A 16,940-nucleotide genomic window follows, 5' to 3' on the forward strand; every position below is an offset into this window, starting at 1 on the left:
GCGACAACGGTGGTACCCCGAACGCCAGGCCATTTATGATTTACGCGTAACGCGTGACCATCCAGACACCGATCAGGATGACCAGTGCACCGACTGCCTGCATCGGTCGCAACAGATGCTCATGCAGCGCCGTGAACCCCAGCACGACGAGCATCGAGATCGCAACCATGGTCGGATACGCAACGCCGAGCGAAGTCTTGCGCAGAGCGACCGCGTAGAGCACGAACCCGATACCATAAGCCCCTACCGCCGCGCCGCGCACCATCCACGGCAATACGCTCGACTCGCCAAGCGCAATCCCCTTGAGCGCCGCCACTCTGAGCAGCAGGCTGGCCAGCCCGCCGAAAGCACCACTCGCGATCACAATCAGCCAATTCATCTCGCGACCTCCGTCACCGTGGCAACGTCGGGCCGACGACCGGACCGGACACGAACGCCGTCCGGCTCGCCGGCGCCCCCGCCAAAGATCGCATTGAACCGATTCGCGCCATGGAGAGCGATCAACACGATCGCAGGAAAGACGACCGAGAAGTTTCGCGCCTCGTCCCGATAACCGAAAAAGCAGAACAGCAGCAGCACCGGAAGGAACGCCGCAAGGAAGTAAGCTCGATAACGTGCGGGCGTCGCTCGCCAAGCCGCCCGGAAGAACACCGCAAGCGGCACGAGCATCAACGGGTTTTCCAGGCTCGGCGTAAAAATTCCCTTGCCGACGAGGTTATAGAACGACAAATAGGACACCGGATTCAGCCAGAACTTAAGGTTGTCCCATATATGATATTCAACGAAGCCGCCCGCGTTCCCGCCATAACCGCTCATGACTAAATGCCGGGTCACCGCGCAAATGCCCAATTGCACAACCAGCCATGCAACGCGCCTCGACAACGCGACGTCGCGTTCATGCAGGAAGAAAAATGCGAGCGGAACCAGGAAGAACGTCTCCTTGTTCAGCGAGAAAACGGCAATCGTCAGCGTGCAAGCCAGCAGGCGCTTCGTCAATACGAAGTAGCACGCCGCCAGCACACCCAGGAGTTCGAAGAAATCGTAGTAGTAGCCGCCCTGCTGAAATGTGAGCGGGTAAACGAAACTGAACGCCGCCAGAAATCCGACGGAATGCCCGAAGCTCAACCCATGCAGCCGGGCCAGCCTGTACACCATCCACAGCGCCAGCAGCGTCGACAGCACGATCGCAATGTAGGTCAGGTGATAGACAAGCGCCACGACCGGTGTCCAATACTTGTCCGGCACGTTCGTGAAATAGGCGTTGCGCAGCGAATCATGGCGGATGATCGATTTGAACAGCTTGTCCTGCCTGGCTTGCCCGAGGCGTTCGACCATCCATTTCGCGGCTTTCGGAAATGATGAACGATAGACAAAGGGTTTCGGCGCATCGCCGTTCATCATTCCCACGAGACTGTAGCTCGTTGCAAAATCGCCTTTCTGATCGTCACGGAACCCCCACTTCAACAACATGCTGTTGGTGATGTTACCGGCGCACACGAAGAGCAACACGTAGACGATGGCGAAGCGGCAGAATGCCCGCACGCGGTTTCGGTTCATTTCCGTCATAGGGATCCGCGCTACTTACAGCACGGGCAGAAAGTGAGCAGCCAGCACGAGCGCCACCATGACGCAAAGCATGCCGAGACTACCCCGGTTTTCGAGAATATGGACGATTGGATCGTCGTGCATCGCGCCACGCACCGTTGCGATCCAAAGTCGGCCGAACAAGTAGATCAGGCCGATCTGAACGAACCAGAGCAGATGGGGAATCGTGTAACGGGCGGCCGTTTCAGGCGCATTGATAAACAAGCCGAACACGACCACCGCGGCAAGCGACGCGCCGATCCCGAACGGCCAGAGTACTTCGAGATCACTTACACGATAGTCACGGCCCGCCGATACGGGTTTTCCGTTCTGGCGGAGGAACACCAGTTCCGAGCAACGCTTCACGAGCGCCAGGCTGAGAAAGGCAAACACGGAAAACGCGAGAAGCCAGCGGCTGACCTGGATTTCAGCTGCAACCGCTCCCGCGACGATCCGGTGCGTATACAGCAGCGACAATGCCACCACATCGAGCAGCACGACGGATTTCAGGCTCCAGCTGTATGCGGTCGTCAATATCAGATACAGCACGAACATTCCCGCAAACTCGGACGACACCGCGAATGCCAATGCAAGCGCGATCACGAGCAGTAGCGCGGCACCCCCGATACCTTGGGCGATCGACAACGTGCCGTTCGCGAACGCGCGATTGCGCTTGCGCGGATGGCGCCGGTCGTTGTCCAGATCCCACAGATCGTTGGCAATGTACGTTGCGGATGCCCCCAGTGACATCGACAGAAACGCGAGCACGAGCGTGGCAACCTTGGCGACGTCAAAGAATGCAAAGGCCGTCAACAGCGGGACGAACAGCAGCAGGTTCTTCAACCATTGATGGACTCGCAACGCCTTGCACCAGGTCAGGAACCCGACAGGCTCGTTCGGAAACTCGCGTTCGACTGGAATGTTGCTCCGGACGTCCGCGGCAATACCGGGGGCGACGCCCGCCAGAATGGCGCCCTTCGCATTCGCCCAGATCGGCATGTCGGCCTTGCTGTCTCCGGCGTAGACGAAATCGTCGCCGACTTGTTGACGAATGCCGGCAAGCTTCGTCTCGCTTTTCAGGTTCGTATCGCCATGGGTTGCAATGACGAGGTCGAACAAACCGAGATGAGCATCCACCTGCTCGGCAATCGAACGATGGGCCGCCGTTGCCAGCACGATCTTGCGACCACTTTTACGCTCGTGGGCCAGATAATCGACAAGCGACTCGCGGTAGGGAAGCGTCTCGGCCCGAAAACCAACCTGTTCCGCGACCTTGCCCTTGAATGCAGCGCGGCCGCCCACGAGCCAGAAAGGCAATTTCAGCAGGTTTGCAGGTTGATGCTTGACGACGCGTATCACGGATTCCATCAAGGTATCCGACGTCGTCAGCGTGCCGTCGAGATCGACGACAAGCGGCAATTTTCTGGTCTCTCGCATCATGTGTGATTCATTTCCGTTTGACATCGACGCCAAACTGGTCAATCCGTTCCTTGCGCCAAATTTATCGGCAGAAAGCGATATCGGCGTTCTTTTTTATTTACACCAGCCCCGACTTCATTGTGAATACTTTTCAAATCGCGGGATCTTACCAGAAAACGGGGTCCGATAAGCCGAACCCGCAACAATACGACCACTTTTGTCCCGTGTCACCCTTGTCAGCATGATCGCGTCAGCTACAGACGCCCCCACTCACGATAACGTGACGGGCGGCAGGCAGCCATTTCTATTATTTTTTAAAGAATGTCACCAAATGGCGACTCTCTCCAAAACATTCCACGTTATTCCGTCACGCTCAATGCGCAATGCATTTACGAAGACACATAATCCCCCGGCTCCCTCCAGGACAAAATCGAAAGACACTCGCCTCAATTCTGTTCCGGCCATTTCCCGGCTGAATTTCGACACGGTCGATACCGGACGATATCGCGGGACCACGACACGCCGGATCACGCTTCACCTCCCCCGCTCACGCTCCCCCAACGCGATCGCCTTGTAGTCGTAAGTCGGATAGAACTCCGTCCGATAGGCGCCCCACGCCGTATCCTCGAGCACGCGATTGACCTCGCGCAGCCGCGACGCCGGCAGCCGCAGCACGACGATCTGCCCGATCCCCATCGTCACGGTCCAGCTCACCACTTCGACGCCCGGCGGCGGAAACGCCTTGTAGAACCCCTGCTTCGCGAGTTGCGCATTCAGCTCGGCGAGCGGGCGCGCCTGGTCGTGTTTCAGGAAAACCGTCAGGAGTATCGCGTTATCCGGCGTCGCAGCGGCCGAGCCCGCCGGCACGGTCGACGTCTGGCCGACGGCCGGCGCGCTACCGGTCGCGGCACCGGCCAGCGCTGCGGCGATCACAAGGGTTCGAATCGGGAAATACCGGGCTGCCGTCATGACGCGACTCCGTGGCTTCGTGGCTGGAGCCGCCATCATGCGCCGCCTCGGCCAGCGCTGCAGTCAGCCAGCCGCTGCGGCGATCACGCCGCGTCCGCGCCGTCGCGCTCGCGCAACACGTCGATGAGCGCGCGCAGCTTGGCCGGCACGTGCTTGCGATTCACGTAGTACAGCCACATCGGCGGCAGTGTGCGGCACACGCCCGGCAGCACCTCGACGAGCGAGCCATCAAGCAGATCCTGTTCGATGCGCTCGCGCATGAACGCGAATGCAATGCCGACACCCGCGCGCGCCGCATCGATGACCGCGTCGGCATCGTTCGTCACGAACACGCCGTCCGGATCGAGGTCGACGTCGCGCGGCCCGTCTTGCAGCAGCCATTTGTGCAGGCGTCCGCTTTCCGAGAAACGGAACCGGATGCACGCATGACGCCCGAGCGCCGCAATCGACGCCGGCACGCCATGCCGTGCCAGATAACCGGGCGACGCGACCAACGCACACGTCAGCGCCGGCGCGATGCGCACGCCGATCATGCCCGGCTGCAACCGGTCGGCCAGCCGGATTCCCGCATCGAACCCGTCCTTCGCGATGTCGACCAGTTCGTTCTCGTAGCGGATCTCGAGCCGGACTTTCGGAAAACGCTCGCGAAACGTGGCGAGTACGGGCGCGATCACGAGCGAGCGCGCCAGCGGCAGCGCGGTCACGCGCAACACGCCGCTCGGCTCGCTGCGCGCCTCCTTCAGCTCGTCGCGCGCCTGCATGACCTGCCGGTACGCGGGCTCCGTCTGCCGCCAGTAGCGCTGCCCGGCTTCCGTCAGGCTGACGCCGCGGGTGCTGCGGTTGAACAGCTTCACGTTCAGCTCGCCCTCGAGCTGCCCGATCGCGAGACTGACGGCAGCCGGCGTCAAGCCGAGCGCGGCGGCGGCCCGCGTGAAGTTGCCGGCCGTCGCGACGGTCATGAACACGTGCAGCCCGGCCATCGGATCGCGTCTGCCCATCATTAGAAAAACTTGAAACTCTTTCGAGCGGAATACGGATTCTCCCATATACCGCAACTGCCTACACTGACGCTATCGTCTCACCGGAGCTTCGCATGTCACCCGTTACCGCCGCGCTGCCGCTCGCAGCCGCCCGTCACGCGATCGATGCGGCCCTCGCGCACGCCGCGTCGCTGCAGGTCGACGGCGTCGCCATCGCCATCGTCGATGCCGGTGCAAACCTGCTCGCCTTCGTGCGCACCGACGATTGCTTCCTCGGCGCGATCGATCTCGCGCAGCGCAAGGCGCTGACGGCAGTCCGCTTCCGTGCGTCGACCGATGCGCTCGGCGCGATGTCGGGCGACGGTCCGCTGCACGGCATCGAGCACAGTCACGGCGGGCTCGTCACGTTCGGCGGCGGCGAACCGCTGATCGACGGCAACGGGCGCTGCGTCGGCGCGATCGGCGTCTCGGGCGGCAGCGTCGATGAAGACACCGCGATCGCGCGACACGGCCGCGACCGCTTTCCGGCAACGCTCCACCTCCCAACCACAGGGTAAGCCCATGACACAGAAGCGCATCCTCATCACCGGCGCAGGCACCGGGTTCGGCCGCGAGGTCGCCTTACGGCTCGCCGCGCGCGGTCACGACGTGACGGCCGGCGTTCGCGTCACCGCCGAAATCGACGCACTGACGGCCGCCGCCGCGCAACGCGGCGCCGCGTTGCGCGCGATCAAGCTCGACGTCACGTCGGCGCACGATCGCGCCCGCGCGGCGGAACTCGACATCGACGTGCTCGTAAACAACGCGGGCGTCGGCGAGGCCGGTGCGCTCGTCGACCTGCCGGTCGAGATCGTCCGCGAGCTGTTCGACGTGAACGTGTTCGGTCCGCTCGAACTCACGCAGCAGATCGCGCGCGGCATGCTCGCGCGCGGGCACGGCAAGATCGTGTTCGTGTCGTCGATCGCGGGCCTGATCACGGGGCCGTTCACGGGTGCGTATTGCGCGTCGAAGCACGCGGTCGAAGCGGTGGCCGAGGCGATGCAGGCGGAACTGGCACCGCACGGGATCCGCGTCGCGGTCGTGAACCCCGGCCCGTACCGCACGGGCTTCAACGACCGGATGATGGAAACGACGCGGCGCTGGCGCGATCCCGCCGTGCATACCGTGACGCCCGAGCGGCTGACGTTCCCGCTCGAACAGCACGACCCGGAGGAAATGATCGCGAAGATGGTCGACGTGATCGACAGCGACGGCGGCGCGTTCCGCAACCTGCTGCCGGAATCGTCGGAAGCATTCGTACGCGCCGAACAGGCGCGCGCATGGGAACGGCAGCAATGACGAGCCGGGCGGCAGGCGCCGGACGGCGCGCCGCCGCTCGCGCGGTCAGTACACGTCGCGCATGTAGCGCCGAGCCTTCGCGAGCCGCGCGACATAGTCGTTCGCGGCTTCGTCCGACATCCCGCCGTGCTCGGCAACGACGGCCTTCAGCGCCGCATCGACGTCCCTGGCCATCCGCGCGGCGTCGCCGCACACGTAGAAGTGCGCGCCTTCCTCCAGCCACGCGAACAACTCGGCGCCCTGCTCGCGCATCCGGTCCTGCACGTAGATCTTGTCGGCCTGGTCGCGCGAGAACGCGAGATCGAGCCGCGTCAGGAAGCCGCTGTCGTGCATCGCACCGAGTTCGTCGCCGTAGTAGAAGTCGGTCTGCGCGTGCTGCTCGCCGAAGAACAGCCAGTTGCGCCCGCGCGCGCCGCGCGCCTGCCGCTCGTGCAGGAACCCGCGGAACGGGGCGACGCCGGTGCCGGGGCCGACCATCACGATCGGCACGTCGCCGTTCACCGGCGGCCGGAAATGCGCGGACTTCTGCACGAACACCGGCACGCGTCCATCGTCCGCGCGATCGGCGAGGAACGTCGACGCGACGCCTTTGCGTGCGCGACGGCCGTTGTGATAGCGCACGGCCGACACGGTCAGGTGAATCTCGCCCCGGTGCGCGCTCGGGCTCGACGCGATCGAATAGAGGCGCGGCTGCATGCGCTTGAGCATGCCGACCAGCTCCGTGCCCGACAGATCGACCGGAAACGCGTGCAGCACGTCCGCGAGCTGCTGCCCCCACAGCCATTGCTTCAGGTCGCCCTTGCGATCGTCGCCGAGCAGCGCCGTCAGCGCACCGTTCGCGCTGCGCGACGCGATGAACGCGAGCGTATCCGGATGCGGACGCGTGATGTCGAAGTGGCGCGCGAGCGCGTCGCCGAGGCGGATCTCGCCGGCGCCCGCCACCGACACCGGCGCATCGGCCTTCAGCGCGGTCACCGACAGCAGTTCGTCGACCAGTTCCGGGCAGTTGGTCGGCCACACGCCGAGCGCATCGCCGGTTTCGTATTCGAGGTTCGCGCCGTCGGTCGACAGCGACACGTAGCGCGTGTCCTTCGCGGCGCCCGGGCGATTGAGCCGCACGTTCGCGACGAGCTTCGACGGCGCCGGCTGCGCCTTCGTCGGCAGCAGCCCCGGCGGGCTCATCCCGCCGGACGGCACCGCGTGCAGCGCCGCGTCGGCCTCCTTGATCCGCGCGACGACGCGTTCGAGCCACTGGTCGGCATCGTGCTGGAATTCGACGTCGCAATCGACGCGCGCGCACAGGCGCGCCGCGCCGAGTTCCGCGAGCCGCGCGTCGAGGCGGCGGCCGTGGCCGCAGAACTGGTCGTAGTTGCGGTCGCCGAACGCGAGTACCGAGAAATGCACGCCGTCGAGCCGTGCCGCGCTGCCGGCCCGCAGCGCGTCCCAGAACTCGCTGCCGTTGTCGGGTGCGTCGCCGTCGCCGAACGTGCTCGTCATCAGCAGCACGTATTGCGCACCGGCAAGCGACGCGACCGGATAGTCGGACATGCACGCGCTGCGGATCTCGAAACCCGCGTTCATCAACCGCGTCGCGTAATCGTCGGTCAGCGATTCGATGTTGCCGGTCTGCGACGCCCACAGCAGCACGACCTTCGGTCGCGTGCGCACGATCCGCACGCCGCCGGATGCGGTGGTCTCGGCCGGCGGCGCGGCGGTGGCGGCACCCTGCGCATGCGCAGGCAGCGAGCGGCTGAACAGGCCCGCGAGCATCCCGTCGAGCCAGAGCCGCACCGGCGGCGTCAACGGCGCGGCGGCCGGCAGCACCGGCACACCGCCCTCGCGCCGGCCGGCGCTGGCCTTCAGCCCGCTGACGAGGCCCGCCACATACAGCCGTTCGGTATCGGTCAACGGCGGCGGCGCGAGATCGGCGACGCCGAGCGCGGCCGCGAAAGTGTCGATGTCTGCCATGTCGGATTCCTGTGAAGCAGCAGCCTGCACCGGCGCCGGCGCGGGCCCCGCGTCGTCGGCGCATGCATCGGGTTGCGCCGTGTCGTCATCGGCGGACGCGAACGCATCCGTGTCGACGCGCCGCAGCGCGACCGCGCAATATTTCAGTTCGGGTTGCTGTGATTCCGGATCGATCGCGTCGTTCGTCACCGCGTTGATGCACAGGTCGTCGCCGTACACGTCGTTCCAGTGCATCGGCGCGAAGCAGTTGCCGCGCCGCACGCGTTCGGTCACGACGGCCGGCAGCACCGCGCGGCCGCGCGCCGAACGGATTTCGACGCCGTCCTTCGCCGCAATGCCGAGCGCGCGCGCATCGTCCGGGTGCAGTTCGACGAACGGGCGCGGGTTGAGCTTGTTCAGCATCGCGACCTTGCCCGTCTTCGTCATCGTGTGCCACTGATGCTGCAGCCGCCCGGTGTTCAGCACGATCGGGAACGTGTCGTCGGGCAGTTCGGCCGGGTCGACGTGCGGCCGCGCGAAGAAGCGCGCCTTGCCCGACGGTGTCGGGAATGCGATGCGCGGCGCATCGCCGCCGTCGGCGGCCGTGCGCGGCGTCTGGCTCACGCCGTCGTTCAGGTAGCGGACCGGATGCCGCTCGCGCGCGGTGCCCGGCGCGACCGGCCATTGCACCGGGCCGTCGCGCAGCGCCGCATGGCTCGCGCCGCGCAGGTCGTAACCGGTCGCCGGATTCGAGAAGCGCACGATCTCGTCGAACACGTCGGCCGCCGACGCATAGTCGAAGGCCTCGCCGAAGCCCATCGCACGCGCGACTTCCGCGACGATGCGCCAGTCGGGCAGCGCGTCGCCGGGCGGCGCGACCGCCGCGCGCATCAGCGTCATGTTGCGCTCGGAGTTGACCATCACGCCGTCGCCCTCGGCCCACAGCGCGCCGGGCAGCAGGATGTCCGCGTAGCGGTTGGTCTCGGTGTCGAGGAACGCGTCCTGCGCGATCACGAGCTCCGCGGCCTGCAGACCGGCGATCACGTTCCGCCGGTTCGGCACGGTCGCGACCGGGTTCGTGCAAACGATCCAGCACGCCTTGATGTCGCCGGCCGCCATTCGCTCGAACAGGTCGACCGTGCCCTTGCCGGCGTCCTTGCGCAGCGTGCCGGCGGGCACGCGCCACAGGTGCTCGACGAAGCGGCGGTCGTCGTCGGACAGCACCGAGCGCTGGCCCGGCAAGCCCGGCCCCATGTAGCCCATCTCGCGCCCGCCCATCGCGTTCGGCTGACCGGTCAGCGAGAACGGGCCGCTGCCGGCGCGGCAAATCCTGCCGGTTGCCAGATGCAGGTTGCAGATCGCGTTGGTGTTCCACACGCCGTGCGTGCTCTGGTTGAGCCCCATCGTCCAGCAGCTCATCCATTCCTGCGCATCGCCGATCCATTGCGCGGCCGTGCGCAGGTCGGCTTCCGCGAGCCCGGTGATCGCGGCCACGCGTTCGGGCGTGTAGTCGGCGAGAAACGCGGGCATCGCGTCCCAGCCTTCCGTGTATGCGTCGATGAACGCGGCATCGGTGCGGCCGTTCGCATGCAGCAGATGCAGCAGCCCGTTGGCGAGCGCGAGATCGGTGCCAGGCCGGATCTGCAGGAACAGGTCGGCCTTGTCGGCGGTGCCGGTGCGGCGCGGATCGACCACGATCAGCTTCGCGCCGGCCTTCACGCGGTCCATCATCCGCAGGAACAGGATCGGGTGGCAGTCGGCCATGTTCGCGCCGATCACGAAAAACAGGTTCGCGCGATCGAAGTCCTGGTACGACCCGGGCGGGCCGTCCGCGCCGAGCGACTGCTTGTAGCCGGTGCTCGCGCTCGCCATGCAGAGACGCGAGTTCGACTCGATGTTGTGGGTGCCGACGAAACCCTTCGCGAGCTTGTTGACGAGGTATTGCGCCTCGATCGACATCTGCCCCGACACGTAGAACGACAGCGCGTCGGGGCCGTGCGCATCGAGCACCGCGCGCAGCCGGCGCGCGGTTTCGGCGATCGCGTCGCGCGCCGGCAGCGGTACGAGGTCGTCCTCGCGCGCGCGGCGCACGAACGCGCGGTCGAGCCGTCCCGAGCGGCGCAGCGCCACGTGCGCCGACGATCCCTTCGTGCACAGCCGCCCGAAGTTGGCCGGATGGTCGGCGTCGCCGGATACCTTGACGACTTCGCCGTCCTCGACGTGCAGCACCATTCCGCAGCCGACGCCGCAGTACGGGCACACGCTCTTGACGGGGGTGGCGGTCATGCGCGCTCCGGGACGGTCAGGCCGCGATCCATACGAAACCGTCCTCGACCCGCGACGGATACGCATTCACCGACTGCTCGGGCGCCTCCAGGCATTCGCCGGTGCGCAGGTCGAAGTGCTGCTTGTACAGCGGCGACGCGACCACGATGCGCTCGCCGAGGCTGCCGATCAGCCCGCGCGACATCACGGCCGCCTGCGATACCGGATCGACGTTGTCGATCGCGAACACGCCGCCGTCGGCATGCGCGACGTGGAATACCGCGACCTGCGCGCCGTTGACGAGCGCGCACACGCCGGTGTTCGGCACGATGTCGTCGAGCGCGCACACGCGGGTCCAGGATGGCGAAAGACGATCGTTCATGACGGGCTCCTTGAAGTGATGCGGATATCGGTCAGGCGGTTGCCGGTTCGGTCGCGCTGTCGGCCACGACGGGAATCGGCACGCGCTTGCCGCCCGCCCGCTCGCCGGGTGTCGCGGGCCGGATCTGGCCGCGCGTCTCGACGAATTCGATGGTCGTGTCGGGCGCGTCGCTGTTCACGAAGTGGCGGAAACGCTTGCGCGTATCCGGATCGGTGACGGCCCGCTTCCATTCGCATTCGTAGGTGTCGACCACGTGCTGCATGTCGGCTTCGAGTTCGGCCGCGATCGCGAGCTTGTCGTGCACGACGACGTCGATCAGGTAGTCGAGACCGCCTTCGAGGTTGTCGCGCCACACGCTGGTGCGCTGCAGCCGGTCGGCGGTGCGCACGTAGAACATCAGGAAGCGGTCGACGTAGCGGACCAGCGTGTCGCGGTCGAGGTCGGACGCGAGCAGCTCCGCATGGCGCGGTTTCATCCCGCCGTTGCCGCACACGTACAGGTTCCAGCCCTTTTCGGTCGCGATGATGCCGACGTCCTTGCCCTGCGCTTCCGCGCATTCGCGCGTGCAGCCGGATACGCCGAACTTGATCTTGTGCGGCGCGCGCAACCCCTTGTAGCGATGCTCGAGGTCGATCGCGAGACCGACCGAATCGCCGACGCCGTAGCGGCACCAGGTCGACCCGACGCACGATTTCACCGTGCGCAGCGCCTTGCCGTACGCGTGCCCCGACTCGAAGCCGGCCGCGATCAGCTCCTCCCAGATCGACGGCAACTGCTCGACGCGCGCGCCGAACAGGTCGACGCGCTGGCCGCCGGTGATCTTCGTGTACAGGCCGTACTTCTTCGCGACCTGACCGACCGCGATCAGCCCTTCCGGCGTGACTTCGCCGCCCGGCATGCGCGGCACGACCGAGTACGTGCCGTCGCGCTGGATGTTCGCGAGGTAATAGTCGTTCGAATCCTGCAGCCCCGCGTGCGCCTTCTTGAGCACGAACTCGTTGAAGCACGATGCGAGAATGCCCGCCACGGCCGGCTTGCACACGTCGCAGCCAAGCCCGCGGCCGTGCTTCGCGAGCAGGTCGTCGAAGGTCGTGATGCGCTCGACGCGAATCAGGTGGAACAGCGCCTGGCGCGAATACGGGAAGTGCTCGCACAGATGGTTGTCGACCGCGAGGCCCTGCTTCCGCATCTCGGCCTTCATGATCTGCGTGACGAGCGGCACGCAGCCGCCGCACGACGTGCCGGCGCCCGTGCACGTCTTCAGCGCGCCGAGGCTCGTCGCGCCGTCGGCGACCGCCGCGCAGATCTGCGACTTCGACACGTTGTTGCACGAGCAGATCTGCGCGGCCGCGGGCAGCGCGTCGACGCCGATCGCCGGCTTCGCCGCGCCGTCCGACGACGGCAGGATCAGGAATTCGGGCGACTCGGGCAGCTCGATGCGGTTCAGCATCATCTGCAGCAGCGTGCCGTACTCGGCCGCGTCGCCGACCATCACCGCGCCGTGCAGGAACTTGCCGCAGTCGGATACCACGAGCTTCTTGTAGACCTGGCGGCGCTCGTCCGCATACTGGTAGGTGCGGCTGCCGGCCGTCGTGCCGTGCGCGTCGCCGATGCTCGCGACGTCGACGCCCATCAGCTTCAGCTTCGTGCTCATGTCGGCGCCCGCGAACGCGGCTGCGGCCCCCGCGCCGACCTCGCCGCCAAGCTGCGTCGCGACCACGCGCGCCATGTCGTAGCCGGGCGCGACGAGGCCGTACACCATGCCGTTCCAGGCCGCGCATTCGCCGATCGCGTAGATGTCGGCGTCGCTCGTGCGGCACGCGTCGTCGATCGCGATGCCGCCGCGCGGGCCGGTGTCGAGCCCGCACGCACGGGCCAGTTCGTCGCGCGCACGGATGCCGGCCGAGAACACGATCATGTCGGCGTCGAGATGCGTGCCGTCGGCGAATGCCATCCGGTGCGCGCCGTCCTCGCCGTCGACGATTTCCAGCGTGTTCTTGCCCGTATGCACGGTCACGCCGAGCGCCTCGATCTTCGCGCGCAGCATCCGGCCGCCGCCGTCGTCGACCTGCACGGCCATCAGCCGCGGCGCGAATTCGACGACGTGGGTGTCGAGCCCCATGTCGCGAAGCGCCTTCGCGCATTCGAGGCCGAGCAGCCCGCCGCCGATCACGACGCCGCGCTTCGCGTGCGCGCCGCACGCCTGCATCGCCTCGAGATCCTCGATCGTCCGGTACACGAAGCAGCCTGCGCGATCGCGCCCCGGCACCGGCGGCACGAACGGGCGCGAGCCCGTGGCGAGCACGAGCTTGTCGTACGCAAGCGTTTCGCCCGACGCAAGCGTGACCGTATGCGCGGCGCGGTCGATCGACGCGACCTGCGCGTTCAGCCGCAGGTCGAACTGCGGATGACGCTCGAAGAAGCCCGGCTCGACCAGCGACAGGTCGTGCGCCGACTTGCCCGCGAAGAACTCGGACAGGTGCACGCGATCGTAGGCCGGGCGCGGCTCCTCGCCGAGCACGGTGACCTGCAGCGCGCCCGCCGCGCCCGCTTGCGCCGCGACGCATTCGAGGAACTTGTGGCCGACCATGCCGTGGCCGATGACGATGAGTTTCATGGTGAAGGTTCCTTCGCTCGATCAGTTCGCGGCGTTGGCGGCGGCCAGCGCGCGATCGCGCAGCTCGGCTTCGCGTGCCTTGTGTTCTTCGCTGAAGCGCACGGCCATCGCGCACAGCGCGGTCGCGGTCACGACGAGGCCGAGCAGGCTCAGCGTCTGCTGCACGTCACCCACGCCCTTCAGCAGGAAAGCCGCCGCCACCGCGCCGACGTTGCCGCCCGCGCCGACGATCCCCGCGACGCCGCCGAGCGCCTTGCGGTCGATGAACGGCACCAGCGCGTAGGTCGCGCCGCAGGCCATGTGCGTGAACAGGCCGAAGGCCAGCATCGCGACGAGTGCGACGCCGACGCTTTGCGCATGCGAGAACCAGATCAGCCCGAGCCCTTCGCCGACGATCAGCGCGCACAGCAGCGCCGCGCGCACGTCGAGGCTGCGGCGCGCGGCGATCTTGTCGGACAGCCAGCCGCCGAGCGCGCGGGCGAACAGCGCGAGCAGCCCGAACAGGCCGACCGCGAAACCGGCGTCCTTCAGCGACAGGCTGAAGTGATTGACGTAGTACAGCGCGGCGATGTTGTGGATGAATACCTCGACGCCGAAGCACGCACCGTAGGTGACGAACAGCATCCACACGCGATAGTTCGCGCAAGCGGCGACAAAGCTCGCCCAGCCGCCCTTCTTGCCGCTGTCGACCGTCACGCCTTCCTTGCGCAGCGCGATGATGTCGCCTTGCGGGCAGTCCTGCGTGAAACGCCAGTACGCCCAGGCCATCACGAGCATCGCGACGCCCGGCACGACCAGCGCGACGCGCCACGACGAATCCTCGCCGAGGCCGAGCATCAGGCCGGCGGCGACGAGCAGCGGCATCAGCGCCTGCGTCGCGCCGGCACCGGCGTTGCCCCAGCCCGCCGTCGTCGCGTTCGCGGTGCCGACGACGTTCGGCGCGAACATGACCGACGTGTGGTACTGCGTGATCACGAAGCCCGCGCCGATCGCACCGATGCCGAGCCGGCAGATCAGGAACGACAGGTAGTCGTGCGTGAACGACACCGCGAACACGGGAATCGCGCCGAGCAGCAGCAGGCCGACATACACGCGGCGCGGGCCGAAGCGGTCGCACAACGGGCCGACGAGCAGCCGCACGGCGATCGTCGCAGCCACTGCGGCGATGTTGATGTTGGCGACCTGAGCCGCCGTCAGGTGAAATTCGCGTGCAATGAGCGGCATCAGCGGCGCGCACGCGAACCACGCGAAGAAACAGACGAAGAACGCCATCCACGTCATGTGGAACGCGCGCATCGGCGCGGTGCGGAAGCTGAAGAGATCGATACGGGTAGCTTTGTCGGTCATGTCATCCGCCAAACGAAAAACGGCGTCCTGCGCACCCGGTCTCGTCGAGACCCGATGCGTAGGACGCCGTTGCCCAAGAAGCCCGTTGCCGGGCGCGTCGGTAATCGGTACTGCGGACGAATCGCCGTTGATCCGCCCGAATCGGCTTACGCAAACGCCATGCCATGTTGCCGCCAATCGGGCCCGCAGCCCCGCCGTACAAGGCTCGCCGGCCGGCATGCGGCGCCCGGCGACGCGCGGCGGACGCTGCGCGGTGAGGCAGCGAGGCACAGATGTGGTGCGCTGCAGCACTGTCGCCGTGCGACATCGCGGTGCGCACACGTGGCGCGCGACGCACGCGATACGGCATGGCGGCTGCCCGCGCGCGGTGCGTGCCGGGCCGTGCACCGGTTGGCCCGGATATTGCTCGATCTCGTGCGCGACACCGGCAACGGCGCCGGTGGGCAGTTCCCGCAAACCCTTGCCCGCCCTTCGGGACAGGCTCCCCCAGGACAACGGCGTCCCTCCCGTGCGCGGCACGGCGGATGCCGGTGCGTTTCGATCGCCCGCCGCCACCGCGCAGACCGTTATCGACCGCCGCACGCACGCATGCGGCAATGGAACACGACATGACGACTGGCAAAGTCACGCTGCTGGGCGCCGGCCCCGGCGATCCCGATCTCCTCACGTTGAAGGCCGTAAAGGCACTCGCCGCCGCCGACGTGCTGCTGCTCGACGACCTGGTCGCGCCCGGCATCGCCGAACTCGCGCCGCGGGCGCGCGTGATCCGCGTCGGCAAGCGCGGCGGCTGCCGCTCCACGCCGCAGGCATTCATCGAGAAGCTGATGCGCCGCTATGCGCTGCGCGGCGCGCACGTGGTGCGCGTGAAAGGCGGCGACGCGCTGCTGTTCGGCCGCGCCGGCGAAGAACTCGCGACACTGCGCGCCGCCGCGATTCCGGTCGAGATCGTCAGCGGCATCTCGTCGGGATTCGCGGCCGCCGCGAGCCTCGGCGTCTCGCTCACGCACCGCGCGCACTGCCAGGGCGTCACGTTCGTCACCGCACACCGCCAGGATCACGGCGAACCCGACTGGGCGCGGCTCGCGGCGACCGGCACGACGCTCGCGATCTACATGGGGATGAGCCGCATCGACCGCATCGCGTCGGGCCTGCTCGCCGCGCTGCCGGCGTCGACGCCGGCAGCGGCCGTGCAATGGGCCGGCACGCCCGACGAACGCCGCTGGACCGGCACGCTCGGCACGCTTGCGCACGGCATCGACGCCGCGCGGCTCGGCAGCCCGGCCGTGATCCTCGTCGGCGGCGCGATCGGCGAAGCCGCCGCGCAGGATGCGGATGCCGCGGTCGGCACGGTGTTTTCGCGGGCCGCCTGACATGCGCGGCTTCGCACGGCTTCGGCCGCTCTCCGTTCCCGCCGCCAACGGCCACGCGCGCGGCCTGCATGCGTCGTTCGCGCGCGGCCCCGCGGCTTCACCGCTCCCGTCGCCTGCCTCATGAGTTCGCCTGCCCAGCCCCCCCGCCTGCGCGTGCTGCTCGTTACCGACACCGACAAGCCGATCGGCGAGCTCGGCGACGCGCTCGCGCGCCTCGGCTACGAGATGCTGAACGACGTCGCGACACCCGCGCGCCTGCCGGCAGCCGTCGAGGAGCAGCGCCCCGACGTCGTGATCATCGACACCGATTCGCCGTCGCGCGACACGCTCGAACAGCTCGCCGTGATGCACACGACCGCGCCGCGCCCCGTGCTGATGTTCAGCCACGACGCCGACCAGGAACTGATCCGCGCGGCGGTCGGCGCGGGCGTCAGCGCGTATCTCGTCGAAGGCTTGTCGGCCGAGCGGCTCGCCCCGATTCTCGAAGTCGCGCTCGCGCGCTTCTCGCACGACGATGCGCTGCGCCGCCGGCTGGCCGACGTCGAGCGCGAACTCGCCGAACGCAAGCTGATCGACCGCGCGAAACGCGCGCTGATGGACCAGCGCAAGCTGTCCGAGCACGATGCGTACGCGGCGCTGCGCAAGCGCGCGATGGATCAGGGCCTGCGCATCGTCGACGTCGCGCGCCAACTGCTCGACGCCTCACCCCAGTCATGAGTGCC

13 protein-coding genes are annotated in these 16,940 nt (G+C 67.2%); 4 read left to right on the forward strand and 9 right to left on the reverse strand.

Annotated features, from left to right (window positions below):
- Positions 1-40 precede the first annotated feature (40 nt).
- The 5 genes from AC1VVG_RS27895 to AC1VVG_RS27915 all read right to left on the reverse strand — a co-directional run bounded on the left by AC1VVG_RS27895 (position 41) and on the right by AC1VVG_RS27915 (position 4,970).
- Positions 41-379 carry a DMT family transporter gene (locus AC1VVG_RS27895; protein WP_034191254.1) on the reverse strand — a complete coding sequence of 113 codons (339 nt, stop codon included), beginning with the start codon at positions 377-379 and terminating at the stop codon, positions 41-43.
- Positions 376-1,566: a membrane protein gene (locus AC1VVG_RS27900; RefSeq protein WP_034191253.1), complete on the reverse strand. Its 1,191-nt coding sequence runs from the start codon at positions 1,564-1,566 to the stop codon at positions 376-378. The genes AC1VVG_RS27895 and AC1VVG_RS27900 overlap by 4 nt, the downstream gene beginning before the upstream one ends.
- Before the next feature lie 15 nt (positions 1,567-1,581).
- Positions 1,582-3,021 carry a UbiA family prenyltransferase gene (locus tag AC1VVG_RS27905; protein WP_124608874.1) on the reverse strand — a complete coding sequence of 480 codons (1,440 nt, stop codon included), beginning with the start codon at positions 3,019-3,021 and terminating at the stop codon, positions 1,582-1,584.
- 516 nt (positions 3,022-3,537) lie between these two features.
- Entirely contained in the window at positions 3,538-3,972 is a 435-nt protein-coding gene (locus AC1VVG_RS27910) for a hypothetical protein (protein ID WP_059556609.1), read from the reverse strand.
- An 83-nt stretch (positions 3,973-4,055) separates the two neighbouring features.
- The gene (locus tag AC1VVG_RS27915; RefSeq protein WP_482837228.1) at positions 4,056-4,970 is read right to left on the reverse strand and encodes a LysR family transcriptional regulator; all 915 of its coding nucleotides are present in this window, start codon (positions 4,968-4,970) and stop codon (positions 4,056-4,058) included.
- Positions 4,971-5,065: 95 nt separating this feature from the next.
- Between AC1VVG_RS27915 and AC1VVG_RS27920 the strand changes: the two genes are divergently transcribed.
- Positions 5,066-5,509, forward strand: coding sequence for a GlcG/HbpS family heme-binding protein (locus AC1VVG_RS27920; protein WP_069704690.1), 444 nt, complete (start codon positions 5,066-5,068; stop codon positions 5,507-5,509).
- 4 nt (positions 5,510-5,513) lie between these two features.
- The gene (locus tag AC1VVG_RS27925) at positions 5,514-6,290 is read left to right on the forward strand and encodes an SDR family oxidoreductase (RefSeq protein ID WP_034191249.1); all 777 of its coding nucleotides are present in this window, start codon (positions 5,514-5,516) and stop codon (positions 6,288-6,290) included.
- Positions 6,291-6,335: 45 nt separating this feature from the next.
- Here the strand turns inward: AC1VVG_RS27925 and AC1VVG_RS27930 are convergent, their stop codons facing one another.
- From AC1VVG_RS27930 to AC1VVG_RS27945, 4 genes are read right to left on the reverse strand one after another with little or no spacing between them, the layout of a single operon-like run.
- Positions 6,336-10,523 (reverse strand): bifunctional nitrate reductase/sulfite reductase flavoprotein subunit alpha, encoded by a 4,188-nt coding sequence (locus AC1VVG_RS27930; RefSeq protein WP_482836897.1) that lies wholly within the window; start codon positions 10,521-10,523, stop codon positions 6,336-6,338.
- 16 nt (positions 10,524-10,539) lie between these two features.
- Positions 10,540-10,884 carry a nitrite reductase small subunit NirD gene (gene nirD / locus AC1VVG_RS27935; RefSeq protein WP_034191247.1) on the reverse strand — a complete coding sequence of 115 codons (345 nt, stop codon included), beginning with the start codon at positions 10,882-10,884 and terminating at the stop codon, positions 10,540-10,542.
- Between the two features lie 31 nt (positions 10,885-10,915).
- Positions 10,916-13,501, reverse strand: coding sequence for a nitrite reductase large subunit NirB (gene nirB, locus AC1VVG_RS27940; protein WP_482836899.1), 2,586 nt, complete (start codon positions 13,499-13,501; stop codon positions 10,916-10,918).
- Between the two features lie 21 nt (positions 13,502-13,522).
- Positions 13,523-14,848 (reverse strand): MFS transporter, encoded by a 1,326-nt coding sequence (locus AC1VVG_RS27945; protein ID WP_175028562.1) that lies wholly within the window; start codon positions 14,846-14,848, stop codon positions 13,523-13,525.
- Between the two features lie 608 nt (positions 14,849-15,456).
- Here AC1VVG_RS27945 and cobA point away from each other — a divergent pair.
- Together cobA and AC1VVG_RS27955 are read left to right on the forward strand one after the other, a co-directional pair.
- Positions 15,457-16,218: a uroporphyrinogen-III C-methyltransferase gene (cobA, locus tag AC1VVG_RS27950; RefSeq protein WP_049030155.1), complete on the forward strand. Its 762-nt coding sequence runs from the start codon at positions 15,457-15,459 to the stop codon at positions 16,216-16,218.
- Positions 16,219-16,338: 120 nt separating this feature from the next.
- Positions 16,339-16,935 (forward strand): ANTAR domain-containing response regulator, encoded by a 597-nt coding sequence (locus AC1VVG_RS27955; protein ID WP_034191244.1) that lies wholly within the window; start codon positions 16,339-16,341, stop codon positions 16,933-16,935.
- Positions 16,936-16,940 lie beyond the last annotated feature (5 nt).

It is taken from the genome of Burkholderia sp. L-4 (genome assembly GCF_056856535.1).

Bases quoted from the DNA above. Each gene is read 5' to 3' on its own strand.
- AC1VVG_RS27895 (WP_034191254.1), bottom strand. From the start codon at position 379: ATGAATTGGCTGATTGTGATCGCGAGTGGTGCTTTCGGCGGGCTGGCC.
- AC1VVG_RS27900 (WP_034191253.1), bottom strand. From the start codon at position 1,566: ATGACGGAAATGAACCGAAACCGCGTGCGGGCATTCTGCCGCTTCGCC.
- AC1VVG_RS27905 (WP_124608874.1), bottom strand. From the start codon at position 3,021: ATGCGAGAGACCAGAAAATTGCCGCTTGTCGTCGATCTCGACGGCACG.
- AC1VVG_RS27910 (WP_059556609.1), bottom strand. From the start codon at position 3,972: ATGACGGCAGCCCGGTATTTCCCGATTCGAACCCTTGTGATCGCCGCA.
- AC1VVG_RS27915 (WP_482837228.1), bottom strand. From the start codon at position 4,970: ATGGGCAGACGCGATCCGATGGCCGGGCTGCACGTGTTCATGACCGTC.
- AC1VVG_RS27920 (WP_069704690.1), top strand. From the start codon at position 5,066: ATGTCACCCGTTACCGCCGCGCTGCCGCTCGCAGCCGCCCGTCACGCG.
- AC1VVG_RS27925 (WP_034191249.1), top strand. From the start codon at position 5,514: ATGACACAGAAGCGCATCCTCATCACCGGCGCAGGCACCGGGTTCGGC.
- AC1VVG_RS27930 (WP_482836897.1), bottom strand. From the start codon at position 10,523: ATGACCGCCACCCCCGTCAAGAGCGTGTGCCCGTACTGCGGCGTCGGC.
- nirD (WP_034191247.1), bottom strand. From the start codon at position 10,884: ATGAACGATCGTCTTTCGCCATCCTGGACCCGCGTGTGCGCGCTCGAC.
- nirB (WP_482836899.1), bottom strand. From the start codon at position 13,501: ATGAAACTCATCGTCATCGGCCACGGCATGGTCGGCCACAAGTTCCTC.
- AC1VVG_RS27945 (WP_175028562.1), bottom strand. From the start codon at position 14,848: ATGACCGACAAAGCTACCCGTATCGATCTCTTCAGCTTCCGCACCGCG.
- cobA (WP_049030155.1), top strand. From the start codon at position 15,457: ATGACGACTGGCAAAGTCACGCTGCTGGGCGCCGGCCCCGGCGATCCC.
- AC1VVG_RS27955 (WP_034191244.1), top strand. From the start codon at position 16,339: ATGAGTTCGCCTGCCCAGCCCCCCCGCCTGCGCGTGCTGCTCGTTACC.